This is a genomic window from Streptomyces sp. NPDC032126 (genome assembly GCF_055580085.1).
The window spans coordinates 259,952-282,436 of sequence record NZ_JBVIMA010000003.1 but is presented as its reverse complement, the minus strand read 5'-3'; the positions used below and the strand labels follow the sequence as shown (position 1 = coordinate 282,436).

Annotated in this window: 21 protein-coding genes and 2 tRNA genes; 10 read left to right on the top strand and 13 right to left on the bottom strand. The window is 69.8% G+C overall.

Annotated features, from left to right (window positions below; genetic code table 11):
* Nucleotides 1-14: 14 nt before the first annotated feature.
* Nucleotides 15-806, bottom strand: coding sequence for an NAD-dependent epimerase/dehydratase family protein (locus tag ACZ5NW_RS14265; RefSeq protein WP_468744097.1), 792 nt, complete (start codon nt 804-806; stop codon nt 15-17).
* Nucleotides 807-866: 60 nt separating this feature from the next.
* The gene (locus tag ACZ5NW_RS14260; protein ID WP_468744096.1) at nt 867-2,090 is read right to left on the bottom strand and encodes an ATP-grasp domain-containing protein; all 1,224 of its coding nucleotides are present in this window, start codon (nt 2,088-2,090) and stop codon (nt 867-869) included.
* A gap of 564 nt (nt 2,091-2,654) precedes the next feature.
* On the opposite strand from ACZ5NW_RS14260, the gene ACZ5NW_RS14255 reads away from it, so the two are divergent.
* Nucleotides 2,655-4,832: a non-ribosomal peptide synthetase gene (locus ACZ5NW_RS14255; protein WP_468744095.1), complete on the top strand. Its 2,178-nt coding sequence runs from the start codon at nt 2,655-2,657 to the stop codon at nt 4,830-4,832.
* A 265-nt stretch (nt 4,833-5,097) separates the two neighbouring features.
* On the opposite strand, the gene ACZ5NW_RS14250 is transcribed toward ACZ5NW_RS14255, so the two are convergent.
* On the bottom strand, nt 5,098-5,412 hold the full coding sequence (locus ACZ5NW_RS14250) for a hypothetical protein (protein WP_468744094.1): 315 nt from the start codon (nt 5,410-5,412) through the stop codon (nt 5,098-5,100).
* Between the two features lie 197 nt (nt 5,413-5,609).
* Nucleotides 5,610-5,696, bottom strand: a tRNA-Leu gene (locus ACZ5NW_RS14245).
* A gap of 386 nt (nt 5,697-6,082) precedes the next feature.
* On the opposite strand from ACZ5NW_RS14245, the gene ACZ5NW_RS14240 reads away from it, so the two are divergent.
* The 6 genes from ACZ5NW_RS14240 to pknB all read left to right on the top strand — a co-directional run bounded on the left by ACZ5NW_RS14240 (nt 6,083) and on the right by pknB (nt 14,182).
* Nucleotides 6,083-6,949: an FhaA domain-containing protein gene (locus ACZ5NW_RS14240; protein WP_468744093.1), complete on the top strand. Its 867-nt coding sequence runs from the start codon at nt 6,083-6,085 to the stop codon at nt 6,947-6,949.
* Nucleotides 6,950-6,959: 10 nt separating this feature from the next.
* Nucleotides 6,960-7,487, top strand: coding sequence for an FHA domain-containing protein FhaB/FipA (locus tag ACZ5NW_RS14235; RefSeq protein ID WP_468744092.1), 528 nt, complete (start codon nt 6,960-6,962; stop codon nt 7,485-7,487).
* 92 nt (nt 7,488-7,579) lie between these two features.
* Nucleotides 7,580-9,127, top strand: a complete 1,548-nt coding sequence (locus ACZ5NW_RS14230; RefSeq protein ID WP_468744091.1) for a Stp1/IreP family PP2C-type Ser/Thr phosphatase — start codon at nt 7,580-7,582, stop codon at nt 9,125-9,127.
* Between the two features lie 27 nt (nt 9,128-9,154).
* On the top strand, nt 9,155-10,594 hold the full coding sequence (locus ACZ5NW_RS14225) for an FtsW/RodA/SpoVE family cell cycle protein (RefSeq protein ID WP_468744090.1): 1,440 nt from the start codon (nt 9,155-9,157) through the stop codon (nt 10,592-10,594).
* Nucleotides 10,591-12,057 carry a peptidoglycan D,D-transpeptidase FtsI family protein gene (locus tag ACZ5NW_RS14220; RefSeq protein ID WP_468744089.1) on the top strand — a complete coding sequence of 489 codons (1,467 nt, stop codon included), beginning with the start codon at nt 10,591-10,593 and terminating at the stop codon, nt 12,055-12,057. Before ACZ5NW_RS14225 ends, ACZ5NW_RS14220 begins: the two co-directional genes overlap by 4 nt.
* A gap of 169 nt (nt 12,058-12,226) precedes the next feature.
* Complete coding sequence (pknB, locus tag ACZ5NW_RS14215; RefSeq protein ID WP_468744088.1) at nt 12,227-14,182, top strand: Stk1 family PASTA domain-containing Ser/Thr kinase; 1,956 nt, start codon at nt 12,227-12,229, stop codon at nt 14,180-14,182.
* Between the two features lie 95 nt (nt 14,183-14,277).
* Here pknB and ACZ5NW_RS14210 read toward each other — a convergent pair whose 3' ends face one another.
* From ACZ5NW_RS14210 to ACZ5NW_RS14185, 6 genes are read right to left on the bottom strand one after another with little or no spacing between them, the layout of a single operon-like run.
* Complete coding sequence (locus tag ACZ5NW_RS14210) at nt 14,278-15,012, bottom strand: class E sortase (RefSeq protein WP_468744087.1); 735 nt, start codon at nt 15,010-15,012, stop codon at nt 14,278-14,280.
* A gap of 12 nt (nt 15,013-15,024) precedes the next feature.
* Nucleotides 15,025-16,074 carry a class E sortase gene (locus ACZ5NW_RS14205; RefSeq protein ID WP_468744086.1) on the bottom strand — a complete coding sequence of 350 codons (1,050 nt, stop codon included), beginning with the start codon at nt 16,072-16,074 and terminating at the stop codon, nt 15,025-15,027.
* Complete coding sequence (locus ACZ5NW_RS14200; RefSeq protein ID WP_468744085.1) at nt 16,071-16,709, bottom strand: aminodeoxychorismate/anthranilate synthase component II; 639 nt, start codon at nt 16,707-16,709, stop codon at nt 16,071-16,073. The genes ACZ5NW_RS14205 and ACZ5NW_RS14200 overlap by 4 nt, the downstream gene beginning before the upstream one ends.
* A complete protein-coding gene (locus tag ACZ5NW_RS14195; RefSeq protein ID WP_390659762.1) occupies nt 16,706-16,867 on the bottom strand; it encodes a hypothetical protein in 162 nt (53 codons plus the stop codon). Before ACZ5NW_RS14195 ends, ACZ5NW_RS14200 begins: the two co-directional genes overlap by 4 nt.
* Nucleotides 16,868-16,920: 53 nt before the next feature.
* Entirely contained in the window at nt 16,921-17,604 is a 684-nt protein-coding gene (locus tag ACZ5NW_RS14190) for a class E sortase (RefSeq protein ID WP_468744084.1), read from the bottom strand.
* Nucleotides 17,605-17,636: 32 nt separating this feature from the next.
* Complete coding sequence (locus ACZ5NW_RS14185) at nt 17,637-18,425, bottom strand: DUF881 domain-containing protein (protein ID WP_468744083.1); 789 nt, start codon at nt 18,423-18,425, stop codon at nt 17,637-17,639.
* 98 nt (nt 18,426-18,523) lie between these two features.
* Between ACZ5NW_RS14185 and crgA the strand changes: the two genes are divergently transcribed.
* Entirely contained in the window at nt 18,524-18,778 is a 255-nt protein-coding gene (gene crgA, locus ACZ5NW_RS14180; protein WP_468744082.1) for a cell division protein CrgA, read from the top strand.
* A gap of 242 nt (nt 18,779-19,020) precedes the next feature.
* Here crgA and ACZ5NW_RS14175 read toward each other — a convergent pair whose 3' ends face one another.
* Together ACZ5NW_RS14175 and ACZ5NW_RS14170 are read right to left on the bottom strand one after the other, a co-directional pair.
* A complete protein-coding gene (locus ACZ5NW_RS14175; RefSeq protein ID WP_468744081.1) occupies nt 19,021-19,911 on the bottom strand; it encodes a rhomboid family intramembrane serine protease in 891 nt (296 codons plus the stop codon).
* A gap of 121 nt (nt 19,912-20,032) precedes the next feature.
* Nucleotides 20,033-20,560, bottom strand: a complete 528-nt coding sequence (locus tag ACZ5NW_RS14170; protein WP_468744080.1) for a peptidylprolyl isomerase — start codon at nt 20,558-20,560, stop codon at nt 20,033-20,035.
* A gap of 304 nt (nt 20,561-20,864) precedes the next feature.
* On the opposite strand from ACZ5NW_RS14170, the gene ACZ5NW_RS14165 reads away from it, so the two are divergent.
* A complete protein-coding gene (locus ACZ5NW_RS14165) occupies nt 20,865-21,560 on the top strand; it encodes a DUF5324 family protein (RefSeq protein ID WP_468744079.1) in 696 nt (231 codons plus the stop codon).
* Between the two features lie 80 nt (nt 21,561-21,640).
* Here the strand turns inward: ACZ5NW_RS14165 and ACZ5NW_RS14160 are convergent.
* Nucleotides 21,641-21,713: transfer RNA gene (locus ACZ5NW_RS14160), tRNA-Ala, on the bottom strand.
* A 178-nt stretch (nt 21,714-21,891) separates the two neighbouring features.
* Between ACZ5NW_RS14160 and ACZ5NW_RS14155 the strand changes: the two genes are divergently transcribed.
* Nucleotides 21,892-22,440 carry a helix-turn-helix domain-containing protein gene (locus tag ACZ5NW_RS14155; protein WP_468744078.1) on the top strand — a complete coding sequence of 183 codons (549 nt, stop codon included), beginning with the start codon at nt 21,892-21,894 and terminating at the stop codon, nt 22,438-22,440.
* Nucleotides 22,441-22,485 lie beyond the last annotated feature (45 nt).

Sequence of the window (22,485 nt, the reverse complement as noted above, 5' to 3'; positions counted from 1 at the left end):
CGCGTCGCCCGCGCTCAGCCGGCGGGGCGCTCGCCGAGCGGCTGCGCGCAGAAGAAGCCGCCGACGTACCGCTGCCCGAGGTCGGCCGCCGCGTCGCCCGCGGCCTTCGCCTCCATCTCCGCGGCGAACGCCTCCGCGTCGTCCAGCGGCTCGAAGCCGATCTTCCGGCCCGCGTCCAGGGACCACCAGCGCCGTGTGTTGGCGGAGACACCCCAGACGAGGTGGTGGCCCTCGGCGTCGAGCGCCGCGTCGACCAGCCGTACGGCGTCGGCGGGGGAGAGCCAGGTCGACAGGGAGCGCACGTCGAACGGCTTGTCGTAGCAGGTGCCGATGCGCAGGCAGACGACGTTCATGCCGAACCGGTCGTGGTAGAGCGCGCCGAGCGCCTCCCCGGCGGCCTTGCTGAAGCCGTAGTACGTGTCCGGCCGGGCCGGTACGTCGCCGGGCAGCTCGGCCGGACCCCGCTCGTGGAAGCCCACGGCGTGGTTGCTGGACGCCAGCACCACCTGCCGCACTCCTTCGAGCCGCGCGGCCTCCAGCACCGTCCGCGTCCCGTTGACGTTGACGTCGAGGATGCGGTCCCAGGTGTCCTCGTCGGTGATGCCCGCGAGGTGCACCACGGCGGTCGCCCCGCGCATCGCGGCCCGCATCGCGTCCAGGTCGGTGACGGACGCCCGCGCGATGCCCTCGCCGGGCACGCTGTCCGTGAGCCGCAGCGGGCGTCGCAGCCCGTCCCGCAGCATCCGGCCCATGTTCCCGGCGGCGCCGGTGATGAGCACCAGTTGATCCATGCTTGCCGAACTCACTTCGCTGTCCTGGGTGTTGACGATGGGTGAGAATTCCGAGGCCGAAGGGGAGTCGCCCGCTCAGACCAGTTCCGTGCCAGACCTGAACCACTCGTTGATCTCGTGCAGCTTCTTCACGACGTCGTCCTCGTCGGCGCCGCGCACCACGGCCTCGCCGACGTGCACGTCGGACGCCGCGGTGGGCGCCGCGATCACATGGCCCGGCCCGACCATCGGCCGGCCGAAGACCACCTCGTCCCGCGCGCCCATCTCCTGCGCGCTCGGGATACGGCGTACGGTGCCGGCGCCGGGCGCCATCAGCAGCACGTACCCGTGGACATCGGCGGACGGCGCGACCGGCGCCGACGGCTCCTCGCCGAAGACGACCTTCGCCCACTCCAGGTGCAGATCGACCCCGAAGTGCGCCTTGACCAGCTGGTCGATGGGCCCGCCGCCGACGCGCCCCGCGCACTCGCTGAAGGTGACCCGGTCCCCGTCGACGAAGACCTCCATGTGGAAGACACCGTCCCGGTGCCCGAGGGCGCCGAGCGCCGCGTGCGCCAGGGCGCGCACCTTCTCGTACAGGGGCCCGTAGGCGTCGGGGGAGAGCGCGATGCTGCCGGAGACGACACCGGAGCGCAGCTCGATGACGTTCTGGAGGTAGCGGCTGATGCCGAGGAAGACCAGCTCCCCGTCCCGCACGATCCCGTCGACGTGATGCTCGGCGCCGGTGACGAACTCCTCGACGAGGAACGGCCCGGCGAAACCGGCGGCGCGGAACGCCTCCAGCGCGTCGTCGAACTCCCGCTCGTCGCGGGCCACATACGTGTTCGCGCAGGAGGCGCCGAGGATCGGCTTGATGACGACGGGCAGTTCGGCCCGCACCCCGTCCAGCGCCCCGGCGTCGGCCAGGACGCGGCAGCGCGCCACGGGCAGCCCGGCCTCCGCGATCCGCTGCTTCTGCAGGTACTTGTCCCGCAGCATGACCGCGGTGTCCGGCCGGACGGGGCTCGCGCCGCCGCCGATGAGCGCCGTGGCGACCAGGGAGAACTCCGCCTGGCTGCACACCACGTCGAAGTCCTCGGGGCCGGCCCCCGCCCGCCGCAGCGCGCTGAGGATCTCCTCCACGTCGGTGCAGTCCGAGACCAGCACGGCCCGCTCGACCTCGGCCTGGTGCCCGAAGCGGGCGTACACGTCCGGTGTGGCGACACACCACACCCGCGCGCCGAGCTCCCGCAGGGCGGCCAGTGTGGTGATCCGCCAGCCGATGAGCAGGACCTTCCGGCCCGTCTGTCCCTGAGCCACGTCTGTTACCCCCAGTGTCCGGTCGGTGTTCCTCAGTCCCAGGCCCAGTTGTCCGGCGACTGCTGCTGGACGGCGACCACGGCCGCCTCGGCCCGCACCGTCGTGGGCGGGGCGTCGGTCGAAGACGCCGTCGCGACGGCCACCGCGGGAAGTGCGAAGAATGCGGAAACAAGTGCCGCTCGAATGAAAGTCTTCATTGTGCGAATTCCCCTCTGCCTCGCTTCGTCGGTGATCTCATCCTGACCCCGGGAAAGCGGCGCGTCACCCTTTTCGACTGGCACCTGTAGGCCATGGCCGCGAGCTGCCATGACGCCCCGCATATGCCCCCTGGCCTGTGGCTGCCATGGCAGGGGGCGGCCAGCGGGAATGAGTGACTCCGCTGGACGGAACGGAGAGGATGAACCCCAAAACAATTCCGCGAGCGTTAATCAATTGCGCCCGACCGAACTCCGGATCGGTGAATTCCGGATATTGCCTGTCCCGGGGCGACGCTCATTTCCGCCCTTCCCGTCACGCCGAGGAGCCCTCGGGGCTTCACCGGCCCCGACCTCTCCTAGGACTCTCGTGAGCAACGCCGAGCCCACCGTGCTGGTCCGCGACCATCTGCGCGAGCACACCGGCAACCGCCCCACCGTCACCGCGGACCTCCCGACCGCCCCCGCCGCCGACGACCCGCGGCGCACGCGGACCCTCGCCGGCGCCGCCCTGGCCCTGCTGGCCGCCCGGGCCACCGACCGGGAGGAGGTGACGGTGTACATCGACGCGACCACCCCGATCACCGTGCCGACCCCACCGACAGCCACCGGCCAGAACCTCCTCGACGCGGTCCACGAGCTGATCCCCGGCGGCCCCCATGCCACGGACACGACCGCCGACACGACCCATGCCCCGGCCCATCCCCCGGCCCCCGCCGCCCCGCACGCCACCCCCGCCTCGCACTCCGACCTCATGCTGTCCCTCGACGGCGACGCCACCCCCGGGGACGCCGAGGCCCGTGGCTGCCCGCTGCTTCTCGACCTCCGCCCGGGGTCCCGGCAACTGCGCCTCGGCTACGACGCCCGTCTGTTCTCCACGGCCACGGCACACCGCCTCGCGGAGACCTACGCGGACCTGTTCGCCCTCCTGCTGAAGGACCCGGCGCAGCCCCTCGCCGCGCTCCTGGCCGCGACCGACGCCGAACGCGCCCGCATCACCGGCGAGTTCAACGCCACGGCGGCGGGCTTCCCGGCCGACCGCACCCTGCACGGCTTCCTCCAGGAGCGGGCCGCGGCCACCCCGGACGCCGTGGCCGTGACCGGCCCCGAGGACCGGATGACGTACGCCGAGCTGAACGCGGCGGCCAACCGCCTGGCCCGGGTGCTGCGCGACCGCGGCGTCGGCGCGGGCGACGTGGTCGGCGTCTGCGTACCCCGCTCCCCGCGCATGCTCGTGGCCGTGTACGCCGTCCTCAAGGCGGGCGGCGCCTACCTGCCGGTGGACCCGACCCTGCCGGCCAACCGCGTCGACTACATCCTCGACCACAGCGGCACCCCCCTGGTCGTGGTCGCCGAGGAGACGGCGCACGTGGCGGCGGGCCGCCGCACGGTCACCGTGACCTCCCCGGAGGTCGAGGCGGCGGACGGCACCGATCTCCCCGCCGCGAGCGGCCCCGAGGACCTGGCCTACGTCATCTACACCTCCGGCTCCACCGGCCGCCCCAAGGGCGTGATGGTCGAGCACCGCGCGATCGTCAACCGCCTGTGGTGGATGCAGCGCGCCTACCCGCTGGGCCCCGACGACGTGATCCTGCACAAGACGCCGTTCACCTTCGACGTGTCCGTCTGGGAGATCTTCTGGTGGTCCCTGGCCGGCGCCTCGGTCGTCACCCTGCCCGGCGGCGACGAACGCGACCCCCAGCGCATCGCCCGCCGCATCGCCGAGACCGGCGTCACCACGATGCACTTCGTGCCGTCGATGCTGCACGCCTTCCTGCAGTACACGGCCCTCACGGGCGACGGCGCGGACCTCTCCTCGCTGCGCCGGGTGTTCGCCAGCGGCGAGGCGCTCGCGGTGAACCACGCCCAGGCGTTCGCCGAGCGCCTGGGCGCCTTCGCCGAGCTGGTCAACCTCTACGGCCCGACCGAGGCCGCCGTGGACGTCACCTGCCAGCCCTGCCGGGACGTCGATGCCACCCGGTCCGTGCCGATCGGCCGCCCCATCGACAACATCCGCCTCTACGTGCGCACCCGCTCCGGCGACCTGGCCCCCGTGGGCACCCCGGGCGAGCTGTGCATCGCCGGCACCGGCCTCGCGCGCGGCTATCTGAACGCGCCCGAACTGACCGAGGAGCGGTTCGTGCCGAACCCCTTCGAGGACGGAGGGCGCCTGTACCGCACGGGCGACCTGGCGCGCTGGCTGGACGACGGGACGATCGAGTACCTCGGCCGCATCGACACCCAGGTGAAGATCCGCGGCTATCGCATCGAGCTGGGTGAGATCGAGCACGTCGCCGCGTCCTGCCCCGGCGTCGCCGACTGCGCGGTCACCACGGCGGCGAACCGGGCGGGCGCCCAGGCCCTGGTCGCCCACGTCGTCCCGGGCCCCGGCTTCTCGAAGGACCGCCTGCGCGCGACGCTCGCCGCGGAGCTCCCGACGTACATGGTCCCGCAGCACATCGTGGAGACCGAGGCCATCCCGACGAACCACAACGGCAAACGCGACCTGAAGAGCCTCCCGAACCCCTTCGACCGCGCCCGCGCGTAACCCCCGTCACAGCGAAGGCGGGCACCGGAGACCCGGTGCCCGCCTTCGACGTGCGGGAGGGAGGAGAGGAGAGAGGAGAGGAGGGAGGAGAGACGAGGCCACAACCCGCACGACGGCCGCAACCCCACTCGACGGCCGCAGCCCACTCGACGGCCCCGACCCGCTCGGCCGCCTCCGCCGAGCAGCCCCGCACGACGACCGCAGCCCCCCTCGACGACCCCGGCCCACTCGCCCGCCTCCGCCCACGAGGCCCGGCACGGCCCCCTCAGTCGCCCTCATCGAGCAGCGCCGACACCCCCAGCTGGAGATCGCCGGCGCAGGAGGCCATGCGCCACCCCTCCGGCCAGGTCCGGGCGAGCCAGTGCCGCCAGGCGGCCAGGGCCACCCGCTCCGCGCCCAGCAGGTCACGGGCGACCACGAACGTCATGGCCACGACGTGCGAGGCGGTGGCCACGAGACTGACATGCTCGACCCCCGGCTGCGGGTCCCGCCGGAGCCAGGAGACCGCCACGTCACAGAGGCGCTGCTCCATGCCCTCGGCGCCCACCGCGGGTTCCAGGACGACCTTGATGGCGTACACAAAATCACCCTAGGTGCCCGGCACCCGGAGGCCCCCGCTCCGCCCGGGGCAGGCTGATGCCATGTCATAAAGCGGCCGAGATCGACGAAGTCGTTACGCGCCCCGCGGCCACCGCCCCTTGAGACTTTCCCCACACCCCGGCGGCACCCCGGAGAACGCGAAAGCCCCGCAGGTCCGAGACCTGCGGGGCTTCCAGCTGGTGCGCGAGGGGGGAGTTGAACCCCCACGCCCTTGCGGGCACTGGAACCTGAATCCAGCGCGTCTGCCTATTCCGCCACCCGCGCATTGGGTGTGTCCTCCGGCTCCGTGCCTCTCGGTGCGGCGCCTTCCGACATGCAGAACATTAGCACGCTGCACGGGGTGCCTTCACATCCCTTTGCCGCCACCCCCGGGCCGCTCCCACGTCTCAGGCCCGACCGGTTCGCGTATCAACCTCGTACCGGTAGCCCCTTCTCCCCCGCAGCCGGACCAGGTCCACAGTCAGGTGCGGGACACTGGTCTGCAGCCGCCTCTACGATCCTGGGCAGAAGTACGGCAGGAGTGACGCTCGGGATCCGTCGACCGGCTAGAGAAGGGGGAACCGGCCGATTCACCGCCGCGTGGATACGATCAGTAAGCAGTACCAGCAGGCAGGGCCCCGGCACAGCAGCTACGACGGAGGAGGTGCCCCATGGGAGTTCTGAAGAAGTTCGAGCAGCGTCTCGAGGGTCTGGTCAACGGCACCTTCGCCAAGGTCTTCAAGTCCGAGGTCCAGCCCGTGGAGATCGCCGGCGCGCTCCAGCGCGAGTGCGACAACAACGCGACCATCTGGAACCGCGACCGCACGGTCGTCCCCAATGACTTCATCGTGGAGCTCAGCGCGCCCGACTACGAGCGCTTGAGCCCCTACTCCGGCCAGCTCGGCGACGAGCTCGCCGGCATGGTCCGCGACTACGCCAAGCAGCAGCGCTACACCTTCATGGGCCCGATCAAGGTGCACCTGGAGAAGGCGGACGACCTCGACACCGGCCTGTACCGGGTGCGCAGCCGTACGCTCGCCTCGTCCAGCAGCCAGGCCCCCGCGGGCATGCCCGCCGCCGGCGCCCAGCGCCCCGGGGGATACGGCCCGCCGTCCGCCGTTCCCGCCCCCCCGCCCATGCCGGCCGCGCCGCCGCCCGGCGCCCGCCCCGGGGGCTACGGCTATCCGCCCGCCGCGGGCGGCCAGCGCCCCGCCACGGCCGGCGGCGGACTCGCGGGCGCACCGCAGCCCGGGTCGCGCACCCGCTACTGGATCGAGATCAACGGCACCCGCCACCAGATCTCCCGCCCGACGCTCGTACTGGGTCGCAGCACCGACGCCGACGTGCGGATCGACGACCCCGGCGTCTCCCGCCGGCACTGCGAGATCCGGACCGGTTCGCCCTCGACGATCCAGGATCTCGGCTCCACCAACGGCATCGTGGTGGACGGGCAGCACACCACCCGCGCTACGCTCCGCGACGGCTCGCGGATCGTCGTGGGCAGCACCACCATCATTTACCGGCAAGCCGAAGGGTGAAGCGGGGGCAATGTCAGAGCTGACCCTCACGGTCATGCGGCTGGGTTTCCTGGCCGTACTGTGGCTGTTCGTGATCGTGGCCGTGCAGGTCATCCGCAGCGACCTGTTCGGTACGCGCGTCACCCAGCGCGGCTCGCGCCGGGAAGCCGGCCGGGCGGCCCAGCAGGCGGCCCCGCGCCAGGCGCCCCCGCAGCAGCGCCAGCAGCAGAACCGGCCGTCCGGCGGTGGCCGCCAGCGCCGCAACGCCCCCTCCAAGCTCGTCGTGACCGAGGGCACCCTCACCGGCACCACCGTCGCGCTCCAGGGCCAGACCATCTCCCTGGGCCGGGCGCACGACAGCACGATCGTGCTGGACGACGACTACGCCTCCAGCCGCCATGCCAGGATCTACCCGGACCGCGACGGCAACTGGATCGTCGAGGACCTGGGCTCCACCAACGGCACGTACCTCGACCGAACGCGGCTGACGACCCCCACACCGATTCCGCTGGGCGCGCCGATCCGCATCGGCAAGACCGTCATCGAGCTGCGGAAGTAGTGCTGCATCATGAATGAGCGCGAGCGGAGCGAGCACGCGGCGGCGGCCGGCACCCCGGGCCCCGGCGCGCTCCCGACCGGAGGGTGGGCAGTGTGGCGCGACACGACCGGCTGTACCCGGAGCCGACGGGCGAGGTGGGCATGAGTCTGTCACTGCGCTTCGCCGCCGGATCGCACAAAGGCATGATCCGGGAAGGCAACGAGGACTCCGGTTACGCCGGTCCGCGCCTGCTCGCCATCGCCGACGGCATGGGCGGCGCCGCCGCCGGTGAGGTCGCCTCCTCCGAAGCCATCTCCACCATCGTCGCGCTCGACGAGGACATCCCGGGCTCCGACGTCCTCACCTCGCTCGCCACGGCCGTGCAGCGCGCCAACGACCAGCTGCGCTCCCTCGTCGAGGAGGACCCCCAGCTGGAAGGCATGGGGACCACGCTGACCGCGCTGCTGTGGACGGGCCAGCGGCTCGGCCTGGTGCACGTCGGCGACTCCCGCGCCTATCTGCTGCGCGACGGCGTCCTCACCCAGATCACCCAGGACCACACCTGGGTGCAGCGCCTGGTCGACGAGGGCCGCATCACCGAGGAAGAGGCCACCACCCACCCCCAACGCTCCCTGCTGATGCGGGCGTTGGGCAGCGGCGACCATGTCGAACCGGACCTGTCGATCCGTGAGGTCCGGGCCGGCGACCGCTATCTGATCTGCTCCGACGGCCTGTCCGGCGTGGTCTCGCACCAGACCCTCGAGGACACCCTCGCCAGCTACCAGGGCCCGCAGGAGACCGTCCAGGAGCTCATCCAGCTCGCGCTGCGCGGCGGCGGCCCCGACAACATCACCGTCATCGTCGCCGACGTCCTCGACCTCGACACCGGCGACACCCTCGCCGGGCAGCTGTCCGACACCCCCGTCGTGGTGGGCGCGGTCGCCGAGAACCAGCTCCAGCTGCACGACAACGGCATCATGCAGACCCCGGCCGGCCGCGCCGCGAGCCTCGGCCGCCACCGGCACACGGGAGGCGGCGGCGAGTTCGGCCCGCCCGGCTCCGGCGACATCACCGGTTTCATCCCCACCGGCGGTCTCGCGGGCTCCCTGGACTACACGGACGAGGACTTCGTCAAGCCGCGCCAGGGCCGCAAGTGGGTGAAGAGATCCTTCTACATCGCCCTCGCGCTCGCCGTCGTCGGCGGCGGGCTCTACGGCGGCTGGCGCTGGACCCAGACCCAGTACTACGTGGGCACCAAGGGCGAGCACGTCGCCCTGTACCGCGGCATCAGCCAGGACCTGGCGTGGGTGTCGCTGTCGAAGGTGGAGAAGGACCACCCCGAGATCGAACTCAAGTACCTGCCGTCCTACCAGCAGAAGCTGGTGCAGGCCACGATCGCCGAGGGCAACCTCTCCGCCGCGCAGAAGAAGATCGACGAGCTGGCCGTGCTGGCGTCCGCCTGCAAGAAGCAGGACACGGGAACCACTGCCGCACCGCCCACGTCCAAGGCATCACCGAGCCCGAAGCCCTCGGGTTCCAAGCCCCCGTCGTCCCCGTCCTCGTCCGCGTCCCCGTCCCCGACCGCGACCGCCACTCCCAGCCCCGGCCCCACCCTGTCGGAGGAAGAGAAAGAGGTCGTCTCGCAGTGCGGCAAGCAGTAGCGAGCCGCTGAGAGGCCCCGTCACACGATGAGCAGCACTACGAACCCGCCGACGCATCACACGTCCACGATCGGCTCGATCGGCACGCCGAGCCGGCGCAACACGGAGCTCGCGCTCCTGGTGTTCGCCGTCCTCATCCCGGTCTTCGCCTACGCCAACGTGGGCCTCGCCATCAACGAGCAGGTGCCGTCCGGCCTGCTGAGCTACGGTCTCGGCCTCGGTCTGCTGGCCGGCGTCGCCCATCTCGTCGTACGCAAGTTCGCGCCGTACGCGGACCCGCTGCTGCTGCCGCTGGCCACGCTGCTCAACGGCCTGGGCCTGGTCGCCATCTGGCGGCTGGACCAGTCCAAGCTGCTGCGCCGCATCGAGCAGGCCGGCACCGCCGCGCCCCGGCAGCTGATGTACACGGCGATGGGCATCGCCCTGTTCATCGTGGTGCTGATCTTCCTCAAGGACCACCGCGTCCTGCAGCGCTACACCTACATCTCCATGCTCGGCGCGCTGTTCCTGCTGCTGCTCCCGCTCGTGCCCGGCCTCGGCCAGAACATCTACGGCGCCAAGATCTGGATCTCCGTCGCCGGCTTCTCCATCCAGCCCGGTGAGTTCGCCAAGATCGTGCTGGCGGTCTTCTTCTCCGGCTACCTGATGGTCAAGCGCGACGCGCTGGCCCTGGCCAGCCGCCGTTTCATGGGCCTGTACCTGCCGCGCGGCCGCGACCTCGGACCGATCCTGGTCGTCTGGTTCATCTCGATCCTCATCCTGGTCTTCGAGACGGACCTCGGCACCTCGCTGCTGTTCTTCGGAATGTTCGTCATCATGCTGTACGTCGCCACCGAGCGGACCAGCTGGATCGTCTTCGGTCTGCTGATGTCCTCGGCCGGCGCGGTCGGCGTGGCGAGCTTCGAGTCGCACGTCCAGCAGCGCGTCGACGCCTGGCTGGACCCGATGCGCGAGTACACGCTGAGCCAGCAGGGCGTCGGCGGCCACTCCGAGCAGGCCATGCAGGCGCTGTGGGCGTTCGGCTCCGGCGGCACCCTCGGCACCGGCTGGGGCCAGGGCCACTCCGAACTGATCAAGTTCGCCGCGAACTCCGACTTCATCCTCGCCACCTTCGGCGAGGAGATCGGCCTGGCCGGCCTGATGGCGCTGCTGCTGCTGTACGGGCTGATCGTGGAGCGCGGTGTGCGCACCGCCCTCGCCGCCCGCGACCCCTTCGGCAAGCTGCTCGCCATCGGCCTGTCCGGCGCGTTCGCGCTCCAGGTGTTCGTCGTCGCCGGCGGTGTGATGGGTCTCATCCCGCTCACCGGTATGACGATGCCCTTCCTCGCGTACGGCGGTTCCTCCGTCATCGCCAACTGGGCCCTGATCGGCATCCTGATCCGTATCAGCGACACCGCGCGCCGCCCGGCACCCGCCCCCGCCACGAACCCCGACGCCGAGATGACCCAGGTGGTCCGACCGTCATGAACAAGCCCCTGCGCCGGATCGCGATCTTCTGCGGGCTGCTGATCCTCACCCTGCTGCTGCGCGACAACTGGCTCCAGTACGTCAAGGCCGACGAGCTCGCCACCGACACCAGCAACCGCCGCGTCAACATCGCCCGCTACGCGACCCCGCGCGGCGACATCATCGTCGGCGGCAAGGCCATCACCGGCTCCACCGAGATGACCAGCGGCGACTTCAAGTACAAGCGCACCTGGAAGGACGGCGCCATGTGGGCGCCGGTCACCGGGTACTCCTCGCAGGCCTTCGGCGCGAACCAGCTGGAGAAGCTCGAGGACGGCATCCTCACCGGCAACGACGACCGGCTGTTCTTCCGCAACACCCTCGACATGATCACGGGCAAGCAGAAGGAGGGCGGCAGCGTCGTCACCACCCTCAACGCCGCCGCGCAGAAGGCCGCCTACGACGGCCTGGGCGACAAGAAGGGCGCGGTCGCCGCGATCGACCCGACCACCGGCAAGATCCTCGCCCTGGTGTCGACGCCGTCCTACGACCCCTCGAAGTTCGCCGGCTACTCCGGCGACGACGAGAAGGCCTGGAACGCCGTCCAGAAGAAGAACAACCCCGACGACCCGATGCTGAACCGCGCCCTGCGCGAGACCTACCCGCCGGGCTCCACCTTCAAGGTCGTCACCGCGGCCGCCGCGCTGGAGAACGGCGTGGAGACCAGCATCGACGACCCCACCGACGCCCCGGACCCGCTGCCGCTGCCGCAGTCCACCACCAAGCTCACCAACGAGCACGGCGACTGCAAGAACGCCAACCTGCGCCACGCGCTGGAGATCTCCTGCAACACCGTCTTCGGCAAGATGGCCGACGACGTCGGCAACGAGAAGATGATCGAGCAGGCGGAGAAGTTCGGCTTCAACAACAAGGAGCTGGACACCCCGGTCCGCGCCGCGCAGAGCGTCTACCCCGAGGACAACAAGCCGCAGAACATCCTCGACGGCATCGGCCAGGGCTCCACGGCCGCCACCCCGCTCCAGATGGCCATGGTCGCCTCCGCCGTCGCCAACGACGGCACCCTGATGCGGCCGTACATGGTCGACCAGCTGCGCGCCTCCAACCTCGACGTGATCGAGACGAACGAGCCCAAGGAGTACTCGCAGGCCGTCTCGTCGGAGACCGCGCAGAAGCTCCAGGAGATGATGGAGACGGTCGTGAAGACCGGCACCGGCACCAGGGCCCAGATCGACGGGGTCGTCGTCGGCGGCAAGACCGGTACCGCGCAGCACGGCAAGAACAACAGCGAGAAGCCGTACGCCTGGTTCATCTCCTACGCCAAGCTGAAGGACGGCAGCTCGCCGGTCGCCGTCGCGGTGGTCGTCGAGGACGGCGCCGCCGACCGCGGTGACATCACCGGTGGCGGTCTGGCGGCCCCGATCGCCAAGGCTGTGATGAAGGCGGTCATCGGCAACAAGACGTGAGCCTGCCCACACCGCCTGCACATACGTGCACGTTGCGATACCGGTCCTGTATCGGGTGACGGGCTTGGCCAGGTCACGGAAAGCGAGCCGGGTACGGTATGCCCGGACGGCATACCGACGAACCCACAAGGGTGAGATCGGGACCGACGGAGAGGGCTGGTAGGTAGCTATGGAAGAGCCGCGTCGCCTCGGCGGCCGGTACGAGCTGGGCCAGGTGCTCGGCCGCGGTGGCATGGCGGAGGTCTATCTCGCGCATGACACCCGCCTTGGCCGCACCGTGGCGGTGAAGACGCTGCGCGCGGACCTCGCGCGCGACCCTTCCTTCCAGGCCCGGTTCCGCCGGGAGGCCCAGTCGGCCGCCTCGCTCAACCACCCCGCGATCGTCGCGGTCTACGACACGGGCGAGGACTACATCGACGGGGTCTCGATCCCGTACATCGTCATGGAGTACGTCGACGGCTCCACGCTCCGTGAGCTGCTGCACAGCGGCCGCAAGCTGCTGCCGGAGCGCTCCCTGGAGATGACCATCGGCATCCTCCAGGCCCTGGAGTACTCGCACCGCAGCGGCATCGTCCACCGCGACATCAAGCCGGCCAACGTCATGCTCACGCGCAACGGCCAGGTCAAGGTGATGGACTTCGGCATCGCCCGCGCCATGGGCGACTCCGGCATGACGATGACGCAGACCTCCGCGGTCATCGGCACCGCCCAGTACCTCTCGCCGGAGCAGGCGAAGGGCGAGCAGGTGGACGCCCGCTCCGACCTGTACTCCACGGGCTGCCTGCTCTACGAGCTGCTGACCGTGCGGCCGCCCTTCGTGGGCGACTCCCCGGTCGCGGTCGCCTATCAGCACGTACGGGAGGAGCCGCAGCCGCCGAGCGTCTTCGACCCCGAGATCACGCCCGAGATGGACGCGATCGTCCTGCGCGCGCTGGTCAAGGACCCGAACTACCGCTACCAGTCCGCCGACGAGATGCGCGCCGACATCGAGGCCTGCCTCGACGGCCAGCCGGTGGCGGCGACGGCGGCGATGGGCTCGGTCGGCTACGGCGGCTACCCCGACGACCAGCCGACGACGGCCCTGCGCTCCACGGACGCCGGCGCCACGTCGATGCTGCCCCCGATGAACCCGGACGACGGCGGCTACGGCTACGACGACCGCCCCGACCGGCGCCGTCAGAAGAAGTCGAACGCCTCCACGATCCTGCTGGCCGTGGCCGCGGTACTGGTCCTCGTCGGCGCGGTCCTGATCGGCAAGTGGGTCGTCAGCGGCGACGGCGTGAGCAACGACAAGACGAACGTGCCGAACTTCGTCGACCAGACGAGGACACAGGCCCAGCAGATGGCCACCAACTCCGATCTCAAGGTGGCCTTCACCTCGAAGGCCTGCGAGAGCACCGAGAAGGGCAAGGTCTGCTCGCAGGACCCGAAGGCCGGCAGCAGCGTCGACAAGAACTCCACCATCAACCTGGTCCTGTCCACGGGCGCGCCCAAGGTCGAGGTGCCCAGTGTCCTCGGCAAGCAGTTCGACGAGGCCAAGGCGCTGCTGGAGAGCGACAAGTACCAGTTCAAGGTGGAGAAGAAGGAAGAGGAGTCGTCCGAGGAGGCCGGCACGGTCCTGGAGCAGGACCGCAAGCTCGGCGACCAGGTCGAGAAGGGCTCCACCATCACCCTCACCGTCGCCAAGGCGGAGGAGAAGGCCACGGTCCCGGACGTCACCGGCAAGGGCTGTGACGACGCGGTGGCCCAGATGGAGGACAACGACCTGAAGGGCAACTGCGTCGAGGTCGACGTCCAGGACCCGAACCAGGTCGGCAAGGCCGTCGGGACCAACCCGCAGGCCGGCTCCAGCGTCGACAAGGGCTCCACGGTCCAGATCCAGATCGGCAAGGCCGCCAACCAGCAGGTCCAGATCCCGGAGATCCGCAACCAGCGCCTCAAGGACGTGCGCAAGACCCTTCAGGACCTGGGTCTCCAGGTCCAGGTGCAGGGCTCGCAGGACGACAACGCCGTGGTCTTCGCGTCCAACCCGCAGCCCGGCAGCACGGTCAACAAGGGCGACACGGTCACCCTGTTCGCCGCGGACCAGGGCGGCGGCAACAACGGCGGCGGCATCTTCGGCTGACCCGCCTGCACACGAGAAGAGCCCCGGCCCCTTCACGGGGGGCCGGGGCTCTTGCCGTACCGGGGGGGGCGGCGCAGGTGCCGTACGGGGGGCGGCTAGCGCAGTTCCTTCGGCGGGGTGCGTTCGCTGTCGACCTTGTCCACGCGGACCAGCTCGCCCCAGACCACGTAGCGGTAGCGGCTGGTGTAGACGGGGGTGCAGGTCGTCAGGGTGATGTAGTGGCCGGCCTTCGTCCTCCCCGCCTCCTTGGGGATCTGGCCGAGGACCTTCACGTTGTACTTCGAGGTCTCGGGGAGGATCGCGAAGACCTTGTAGACGTACCAGTTGTCCTTGGTCTCGAAGACGATCGGGTCGCCCTTGTCGATCTTGTCGATGTTGTGGAACTTGGCGCCGTGGCCGTCGCGGTGGGCGGCGAGGGAGAAGTTGCCCTCCTTGCCCGTCATGGGGAGGACGGCCTTGACCGGGTCGGTGTAGTAGCCGGCCACGCCCTCGTTGAGGACCTTGGTCGAGGTGCCCTTCTCGACCAGCACCTCGCCGTTCCTCATCGCGGGCACGTGCAGGAAGCCGATGCCGTCCTGGGTGTCGAGGGCGCCGGGGCCGGTCTCCTCGGCCCAGTGGTCGCGCACCTTGTCGGCCTGCTTGCCGGCGTGCCGGTCGGCGATGACGTTCGTCCACCACAGCGAGTAGACGACGAACAGGCCGAGCACCAGACCGGCGGTGATCAGCAGTTCGCCGAAGAAGCTGACGGCCAGCGCGATCCTGCCGGGACGACGAGGCCGTCCCGGGGACGCGGACGGGGACGTTTCGGTGTCCTCTGCGGTCGCTGCCACTTTCCCTCAGCCCTAACTCACGAGTGCGTCCGGCTTGCCCTTGCTGCGCGGCCGTTCCTCGACCATCTTGCCCCAGACGATCAAGCGGTACTTGCTGGTGAACTCCGGCGTGCACGTCGTGAGGGTGATGTACCGCCCGGGCCCGGTGAAACCGGACTGCGGGGGCACCGGCTGGAGGACACTCACATTGCTCGGCGAGGTCACCGGGAGCATGGACGTCATCTTGTACACGAAGAACTTGTCCTGCGTCTCCACGACGATGTCGTCGCCCTGCTCCAGCCGGTTGATGTACCGGAAGGGCTCGCCATGGGTGTTGCGGTGGCCCGCGAGGCCGAAGTTGCCGGTCTTCGCGTCGGGCATCGCGGTGGTCAGCGCGCCCGAGCCGTAGTGCCCGACCATGCCCTTGTCGAGCACCTTCTTGTTGCTGACGCCCTCCGCGATCGGCACGACCACGTCCAGCTTGGGGATGTGCAGGATGGCGAAGCCCTGGCCGGGCGAGAAGGTGCCGGGGTTGCGCTTGCCGCTCGCCCAGTCGTCCTGGAGGCTGCTCGCCTCCTTGTCCGCCTGCGCGTGCGCCCGGACGTTGGTCCACCACAGCTGGTAGGTGACGAACAGCAGCATCAGCACGCCGGTGGTGATGAACAGCTCGCCGATCGCCCGGCTGGCGACGACGGCCGGTCCGGGCTTGCGGGCCCGCGCCTGCCGGCGGGCCTCGACCCGGGAGAGCGGCCTGCCGCCGGCCGATCCCAAGGCCGACGCCGAGGTCACTCCCGGCGCCTGCCCCGGGGCCGACGCGGACTCGGCCGGGGCCGCCGTACCGCCATGACGGCCGCGACGCCCCTTGGCGGCCTTCCTACGGGCCGCACGCCCGCCGGTAGGGGTTCCCGTGGCCGATGTGGCTCCTGTGCCCGCAGAGGCCGGTAGGGGCTCCCCGTCGTAGCCCGGGATGCGCAGGGCCATCGTCTCTTCGTCGATCGTGGGCCGCGCCTCAGGGGCATCACCGAAGGACTCGTACGCCTGCACGCCGTACGAGTCCTCGCGTTCCGGGCGCAGCGCGGTCACGCCGTGGCCCTGCCCACCACCGGGGCGAGCCCCGCCGACCTCGCCACCGCGCCCTGGTCCCCGCACTCCGTCAGCCAGTTGGCCAGCATCCGGTGCCCGTGCTCGGTGAGCACCGACTCGGGGTGGAACTGCACGCCCTCGACGGGGAGTTCGCGGTGGCGCAGGCCCATGATGATGCCGTCCTGGGTGCGCGCGGTGACCTCCAGCTCGGCCGGCACGGTCGCGGGCTCGGCGGCCAGCGAGTGATAGCGGGTCGCGGTGAAGGGCGAGGGCAGTCCGGCGAAGACGCCCCGGCCCTCGTGCTCGACCAGCGAGGTCTTGCCGTGCAGCAGCTCGGGCGCGCGGTCCACGACACCGCCGTACGCCACCTGCATGGACTGCATGCCGAGGCACACGCCGAAGACGGGGACGCCGGTGGCGGCGCAGTGGCGGACCATGTCCACGCAGACCCCGGCCTCCTCGGGCGTGCCCGGTCCGGGCGACAGGAGCACACCGTCGAATCCGTCCTGGGCGTGCGCCGTGGACACCTCGTCGTTGCGCAGGACCTCGCACTCGGCACCCAGCTGGTAGAGGTACTGGACCAGGTTGAAGACGAAGCTGTCGTAGTTGTCGACGACGAGAATGCGCGCGCTCACTGGTTGTCCACCGTCACATCGTTGAAGGGAAGCAGCGGTTCGGCCCATGGGAAGACGTACTGGAAGAGGACGTAGACCACGGCCAGGGCCAGCACGATCGAGATCAGCGCCTTGACCCACGCGTTTCCCGGCAGATGCCGCCAGATCCAGCCGTACATGCCGTCCCTTCCGTCGCACCACGGCACCGGCCTCACGCCGTACCGGCACCAGACTAACGGCGCAGCGCCGCGGGCTTTCCGCCATCCACAGGCTGCGTGGAGTCCAGGTGGGCCCAGACGATCAGCCGGTGGCTGTGCCCCCACTCCGGATCGCACGTGGTCAGGGTGAGATACCGGCCCGGGCGCGTATACCCGGACGTACGTGGGACAGGGTCGATCACCTCAACGTCCGTGGGAACGGTTTTGTAGGGGCCTTTGTCGATCCGATACGTGAACCAGGTCGTGCCGTCGGTCAGGACCACCGCGTCCCCGCGCCGCAGCTCCGGGAAGTCCTTGAAGGGGTCTCCGTACGTCCGCCGGTGCCCGGCGACGGAGAAGTTGCCGATCTGCCCGAGCGGGGCGGTGCGGGCGTAGTGCCCGAGCCCCTTCTTCAGGGTGCTCACGGCCGTGCCCTCCAGCACGGGCTTGTTCCACGTGGAACCGAGGCGGGGGATGTACATGATGGCGAAGGGCTTGCCGGCGGGGTACGGCACCGGCCGCGGGGTGGCGGTGGCGCCCGCCGCGGGCGCGGGGCGTAACGGCTGGTGCGCCCACCGGTCCTGGAGGTCGTCGATCTGGTCGTCCATGACGTGGTCGGCCCGCACCCCGGTCCAGAAGAGCACATAGACGACGAAGAGCACGATCACGGTGCCGACGGTGATGCAGAGTTCGCTGACGGTCCTGACGACCACACGCACCGACACAGGTCCCCCCGGCGTCGCTCGCGGACCTACTCCACAGGCTTGGCGTAGTGCAGATCCACTGTGCCCGAGTAGCCGGGCAGAGTCACCGTGCCGTCCTCGGTGACTTTCCAGCCGAGGCCGTAGACATTCACATAGACCATGTAGTTCTGGATCGCGGCGGAGTCCGAGAGGGCCTTGGTGAGCTTGTCCGGGTCGCCGATCGCCTGGATCTTGTACGGCGGTGAGTAGACGCGGCCCTGGAGGATCAGGGTGTTGCCCACACAGCGGACCGCGCTGGTGGAGATCAGCCGCTGGTCCATGACCTTGATGCCCTTGGCCCCGCCCAGCCAGAGGGCGTTCACCACGGCCTGGAGGTCCTGCTGGTGGATGACCAGGTAGTCGGGCTGCGGCTCGGGGTAGCCGGGGAGCTTGGCGGTGGCGTTCGGCGGGGCGTCGTTGAGCGTGACGGTGATCGCCTCGCCCTTGAGCGGCTGGGTGCCGGCGTTCTTCTCCAGGGCGGCGAGCTGGGCGTCCTCGGCCTGGGTGCGGCCGTCGTCGGCCTCGGCGAGGGACTCGACGTCGTCGCGCAGGGCCGCGTTGGACTCGTCCAGTTCGCCGTTCTTGTGGCTGCGTTCCTGAATCAGGTCGGAAAGCTTCAGCAAGGACGTGTCCGTACGGATATTGGTGCCCTTGGCGGTGTTGAAGCTCGTGAAGAAGATGAGCCCCGCCAGGGCGAAGACCCCGGCCGTGAGCACCCGCACCGGACGGAAACGCGGCCTGCGGACGGGGACGGAACCCGTTGATCCCGTCCCGGGGGAGTCGGCAGAATTGCTCAACGTACCCTTATCTCCTTCGGCGCCGTAGAAGCACTACGCTAACGGACGCCCGGGGGAGCGCTCAGTGTCCCCTTGTCAGCAGGAGAGAGTGACCCCTCGTGCCGAAGTCACGTATTCGCAAGAAGGCCGACTACACGCCGCCCCCGGCCAAGCAGGCGGCGACGATCAAGCTGAACAACCGCGCCTGGGTCGCCCCGGTGATGCTGGCCATGTTCCTGATCGGCCTGGCCTGGATCGTCGTCTTCTACGTGACCGACGGGTCGCTGCCCCTCGACAGTCTGGACAACTGGAACATCGTGGTCGGCTTCGGCTTCATCGCCGCCGGCTTCGGTGTCTCCACCCAGTGGAAGTAGCCCTGCCCAAGGCTATCCACTGAGTTATCCACAGGCTTTTTCCACATGGGGAAAAGAACGACGATCTGTGGATAACCCAGCGGGGGTTGACGCCAGTGTGACGGAACTACCGGTGAACACCCGCTGTCGAAAGCATGTTTGCCCCCTGCCTGACCTGCGGAAACACGGGTCAGTGACAGGGGGCACAGCTGTTCCCGCACCTTGTGCACAAGATCCGCCACACGCTGTGGACAACAGAGCGCTCAGGTGAGCTGGGCGGTCCTCAGGAGGGTGACCACGACGACCGCGGCGAGCACCAGCGCACAGGTGCCGTACTGGATGAGCGCGCGATGCTTACGGGGGGCGTGCACCATGCCGTACCCGATCACCAGACCCGCGACGAGACCGCCGATATGGGCCTGCCAGGCGATACCGCTCCAGCCGAAGGTGATGACCAGGTTGATCACCAGCAGGGCGATGATCGGCCGCATGTCGTAGCGCTGGCGACGCGCGAGCACCACGAGGGCGCCGAACAGGCCGAAGATGGCACCCGAGGCACCGAGCGACGCCTGGTTGGGCTCCGCGAGCAGATACGTCAGCCCGCCGCCGGCGAGCCCGGAGACCAGGTACAGCGAGAGATAGCGGGCCCGGCCGAGGGCCGCTTCGAGGGGGCCGCCGATCCACCACAGGCTGAGCATGTTCGACAGGATGTGGATATAGCTGGCGTGCAGGAACATCGAGGTCAGCAGCCGGTACCACTCGCCCTCGGCCACGCCGTCGTAGGGCGGCAGGCCGGTGCTGGAGGCCCTGCCGAGCATCTCGAAGTCACTGGTGAAGCTGTCGCCGATGGCCTGCTGGGCCACGAACGCGGCCACACAGAGCCCGATGAGGATCTTGGTCACCAGGTGGGGGTCGCTCGCGACCGTGCCCCCGGCGATCGTGCGGGGCCGGTTGGCGGCCGGAGCGTGCCCGGTGCCCGAACCGGCCCGCACGCACTCCGGGCACTGGAAACCCACCGACGCGCTGACCATGCACTCGGGACAGATCGGCCGCTCACAGCGGGTGCAGCGCACACCGGTCTCGCGATCGGGATGGCGGTAGCACCCGGGCAGGCTGCCTTGCGCGTCCTGCCGGCTGCCTGGCGCCTGTTCCATGAGCTCCCCTAAGTCACCTGTGGGCAATGCAGTGCCCCGCCCATCCTTACGGACGAGCGGGGCAATAGGTTCCCGGCGCTTCCCCGGGCGCGCGTCAGCGCTTCGCTTCGCTGGCCGCGCGTCAGCGCTTCTCGACGACGACCGACTCGATGACCACGTCGGACACGGGACGGTCGGTGCGCGGGTTGGTCGGCGTGGCGGCGATCGTGTCCACGACCTTCTGGCTGGCCGCGTCGGTGACCTCGCCGAAGATGGTGTGCTTGTTGTTCAGCCATGCCGTCGGGGAGACGGTGATGAAGAACTGGGAGCCATTGGTGCCCGGGCCGGCGTTGGCCATGGCCAGCAGGTACGGCTTGTTGAACTTCAGTTCCGGGTGGAACTCGTCCTTGAACTGGTAGCCGGGGCCGCCGGTGCCGTTGCCCAGCGGGTCACCGCCCTGGATCATGAAACCGCTGATCACCCGGTGGAAGACCGTACCGTCGTAGAGCCTGGCCGTGGACTTCTCGCCCGTCTCGGGGTTGATCCACTCGCGCTCGCCCGTGGCGAGCTCGACGAAGTTCTTGACCGTCTCGGGAGCGTGGTCCGGGAAGAGCCGGATCTCGATGTCGCCGTGGTTGGTCTTCAGGGTGGCATACAGCTGCTCAGCCACGATGTGCCTTCCGTTGTCTTCCTGTGACCCTCCGATCCTCGCACGCCCCACGGCCCACGTCGCCCGACAGCCGCCTCCCGCACCCATCCGGTCCGCCGGGCGGGCAAAAAACAGCCGGAATGGGCCAGGACAGGAGCAGGCCCGGCCGATCCGTGGCATTGTCGACGACAAGCTCCACTTGCCCCGTATTCACCCCCCGGGCACCCGTATGCCCGCCCCCACATGCCGCGCGGCCCCGCGACAGGCATGATCCGCAAAAGGGTGGAAAGTCGAATTACCGTACGCCACCGAGGAGGAGGAACCCGTGACCCGCATCGACAGCGTGCGCGCCGCGACCGGCTCGGCGAAGGACAGCGTGCTGCACGCCGCGGAAGTGGTGGCGCCTTACGCCGACACGGCCAAGGAGAGGGCCGCGCACTACGCGCAAGAGGCCCGCGTACGGCTCGCGCCCAAGGTGTCGCAGGCCGCCGAACAGGCCCGCGTCCAGTACGACGCCCATGTCGCGCCGCGTATCGACCAGGCTCTCGCACATGTACCCCCGAAGGTCGACTACGCCGCGCACGAGGCGGCCATCCGTGCCCGGCTGGCCGCTCGACAGGCCGCCGAGTACTCGCGGCCGAAGATCGAGCAGGCCGTCGCCGCGGCCGGACCGATGAAGGACGAGGCCACCGCCCGCAGCGTGGCCGCGCTGGCGGCGCTGCGCGGCCAGGTGACTCCCAGGGAGATCGAGAAGCTGATGCGCAAGCACCAGCGCAGGGCGAAGGCCGGCAGGGCGGCGAAGGTGCTGGCCGTCGTGGGCGTGGTCGCCGCAGGCGCGTTCGCCGCGTGGAAGTGGTGGGACAAGCAGGCCAACCCGGACTGGCTGGTCGAGCCACCGGCCGCGACAGAGGTCCCCACCTCGGGCGGCCTGACGTCGGTGGACGGCAGCGTCCCGCAGTCCGACCTGGACCCCGAGGTCCAGGCGAAGGAGGACGAGGAGACGAGCAAGCGAGAGGAATGACCCCCCGTTTCACGTGAAACACCCACACACAAGAGCCCCCCTGCCCTGCGTTTCCGCAGATCAGGGGGGCTCTTGGGGTGTGGAGCCTAGGGGAGTCGAACCCCTGACATCTGCCATGCAAAGACAGCGCTCTACCAACTGAGCTAAGGCCCCGAAAACAGACGCCGGAGGAACCGTGTTCCGCCGGGCGCCGCAGACCAGAGTACCGGGTCACCCCCGGGTTCTCGCAAAAAGATTGGGGGTCCCCGCGAACGACCACTCTCCGTAAGATGCTCGGCGTGGTTCGCTACAGCGAACCGTGGTTTTTTTGGGGAAGCGATGGGGAGACGCAATGGACGCCGCACAGCAGGAAGCGACCGCGAGAGCGCGGGAACTGCAGCGGAACTGGTACGGGGAGCCGTTGGGGGCGCTCTTCCGTAAGCTCATCGACGATCTGGGGCTCAACCAGGCTCGTCTCGCGGGGGTACTGGGACTGTCCGCACCGATGCTGTCCCAGCTGATGAGCGGTCAGCGGGCGAAGATCGGCAACCCGGCCGTCGTACAGCGCGTGCAGCTGCTTCAGGAGTTGGCGGCCCAGGTCGCCGACGGCAGCGTCAGCGCAGCCGAGGCGACGGAGCGCATGGAGGAGATCAAGCGGTCCCAGGGGGGTTCCGTACTGAACAACACCACGCAGACCACCAGCAGTTCGGGCGCGCCCACGGTCAAGCGCGTGGTCCGCGAGATCCAGTCCCTGCTGCGCTCGGTGGCCGCCGCCGGCGACATCATCGACGCCGCCGAAGCGCTCGCCCCGGCCCACCCGGAACTGGCGGAGTTCCTCCGGGTGTACGGCGCGGGCCGCACCTCGGACGCCGTGGCGCACTACCAGTCCCACCAGAACTGAGAAACAGCGCGGCCACGCAGGGTCACGGACGGCGCAGGGGGTGTC

Coding starts and splice junctions, on each gene's coding strand:
- pknB (WP_468744088.1), top strand. CDS start 12,227: ATGGAAGAGCCGCGTCGCCTCGGCGGCCGGTACGAGCTGGGCCAGGTG.
- ACZ5NW_RS14175 (WP_468744081.1), bottom strand. CDS start 19,911: ATGGAACAGGCGCCAGGCAGCCGGCAGGACGCGCAAGGCAGCCTGCCC.
- ACZ5NW_RS14155 (WP_468744078.1), top strand. CDS start 21,892: ATGGACGCCGCACAGCAGGAAGCGACCGCGAGAGCGCGGGAACTGCAG.
- ACZ5NW_RS14240 (WP_468744093.1), top strand. CDS start 6,083: ATGGGAGTTCTGAAGAAGTTCGAGCAGCGTCTCGAGGGTCTGGTCAAC.
- ACZ5NW_RS14225 (WP_468744090.1), top strand. CDS start 9,155: ATGAGCAGCACTACGAACCCGCCGACGCATCACACGTCCACGATCGGC.
- ACZ5NW_RS14195 (WP_390659762.1), bottom strand. CDS start 16,867: ATGTACGGCTGGATCTGGCGGCATCTGCCGGGAAACGCGTGGGTCAAG.
- ACZ5NW_RS14220 (WP_468744089.1), top strand. CDS start 10,591: ATGAACAAGCCCCTGCGCCGGATCGCGATCTTCTGCGGGCTGCTGATC.
- ACZ5NW_RS14235 (WP_468744092.1), top strand. CDS start 6,960: ATGTCAGAGCTGACCCTCACGGTCATGCGGCTGGGTTTCCTGGCCGTA.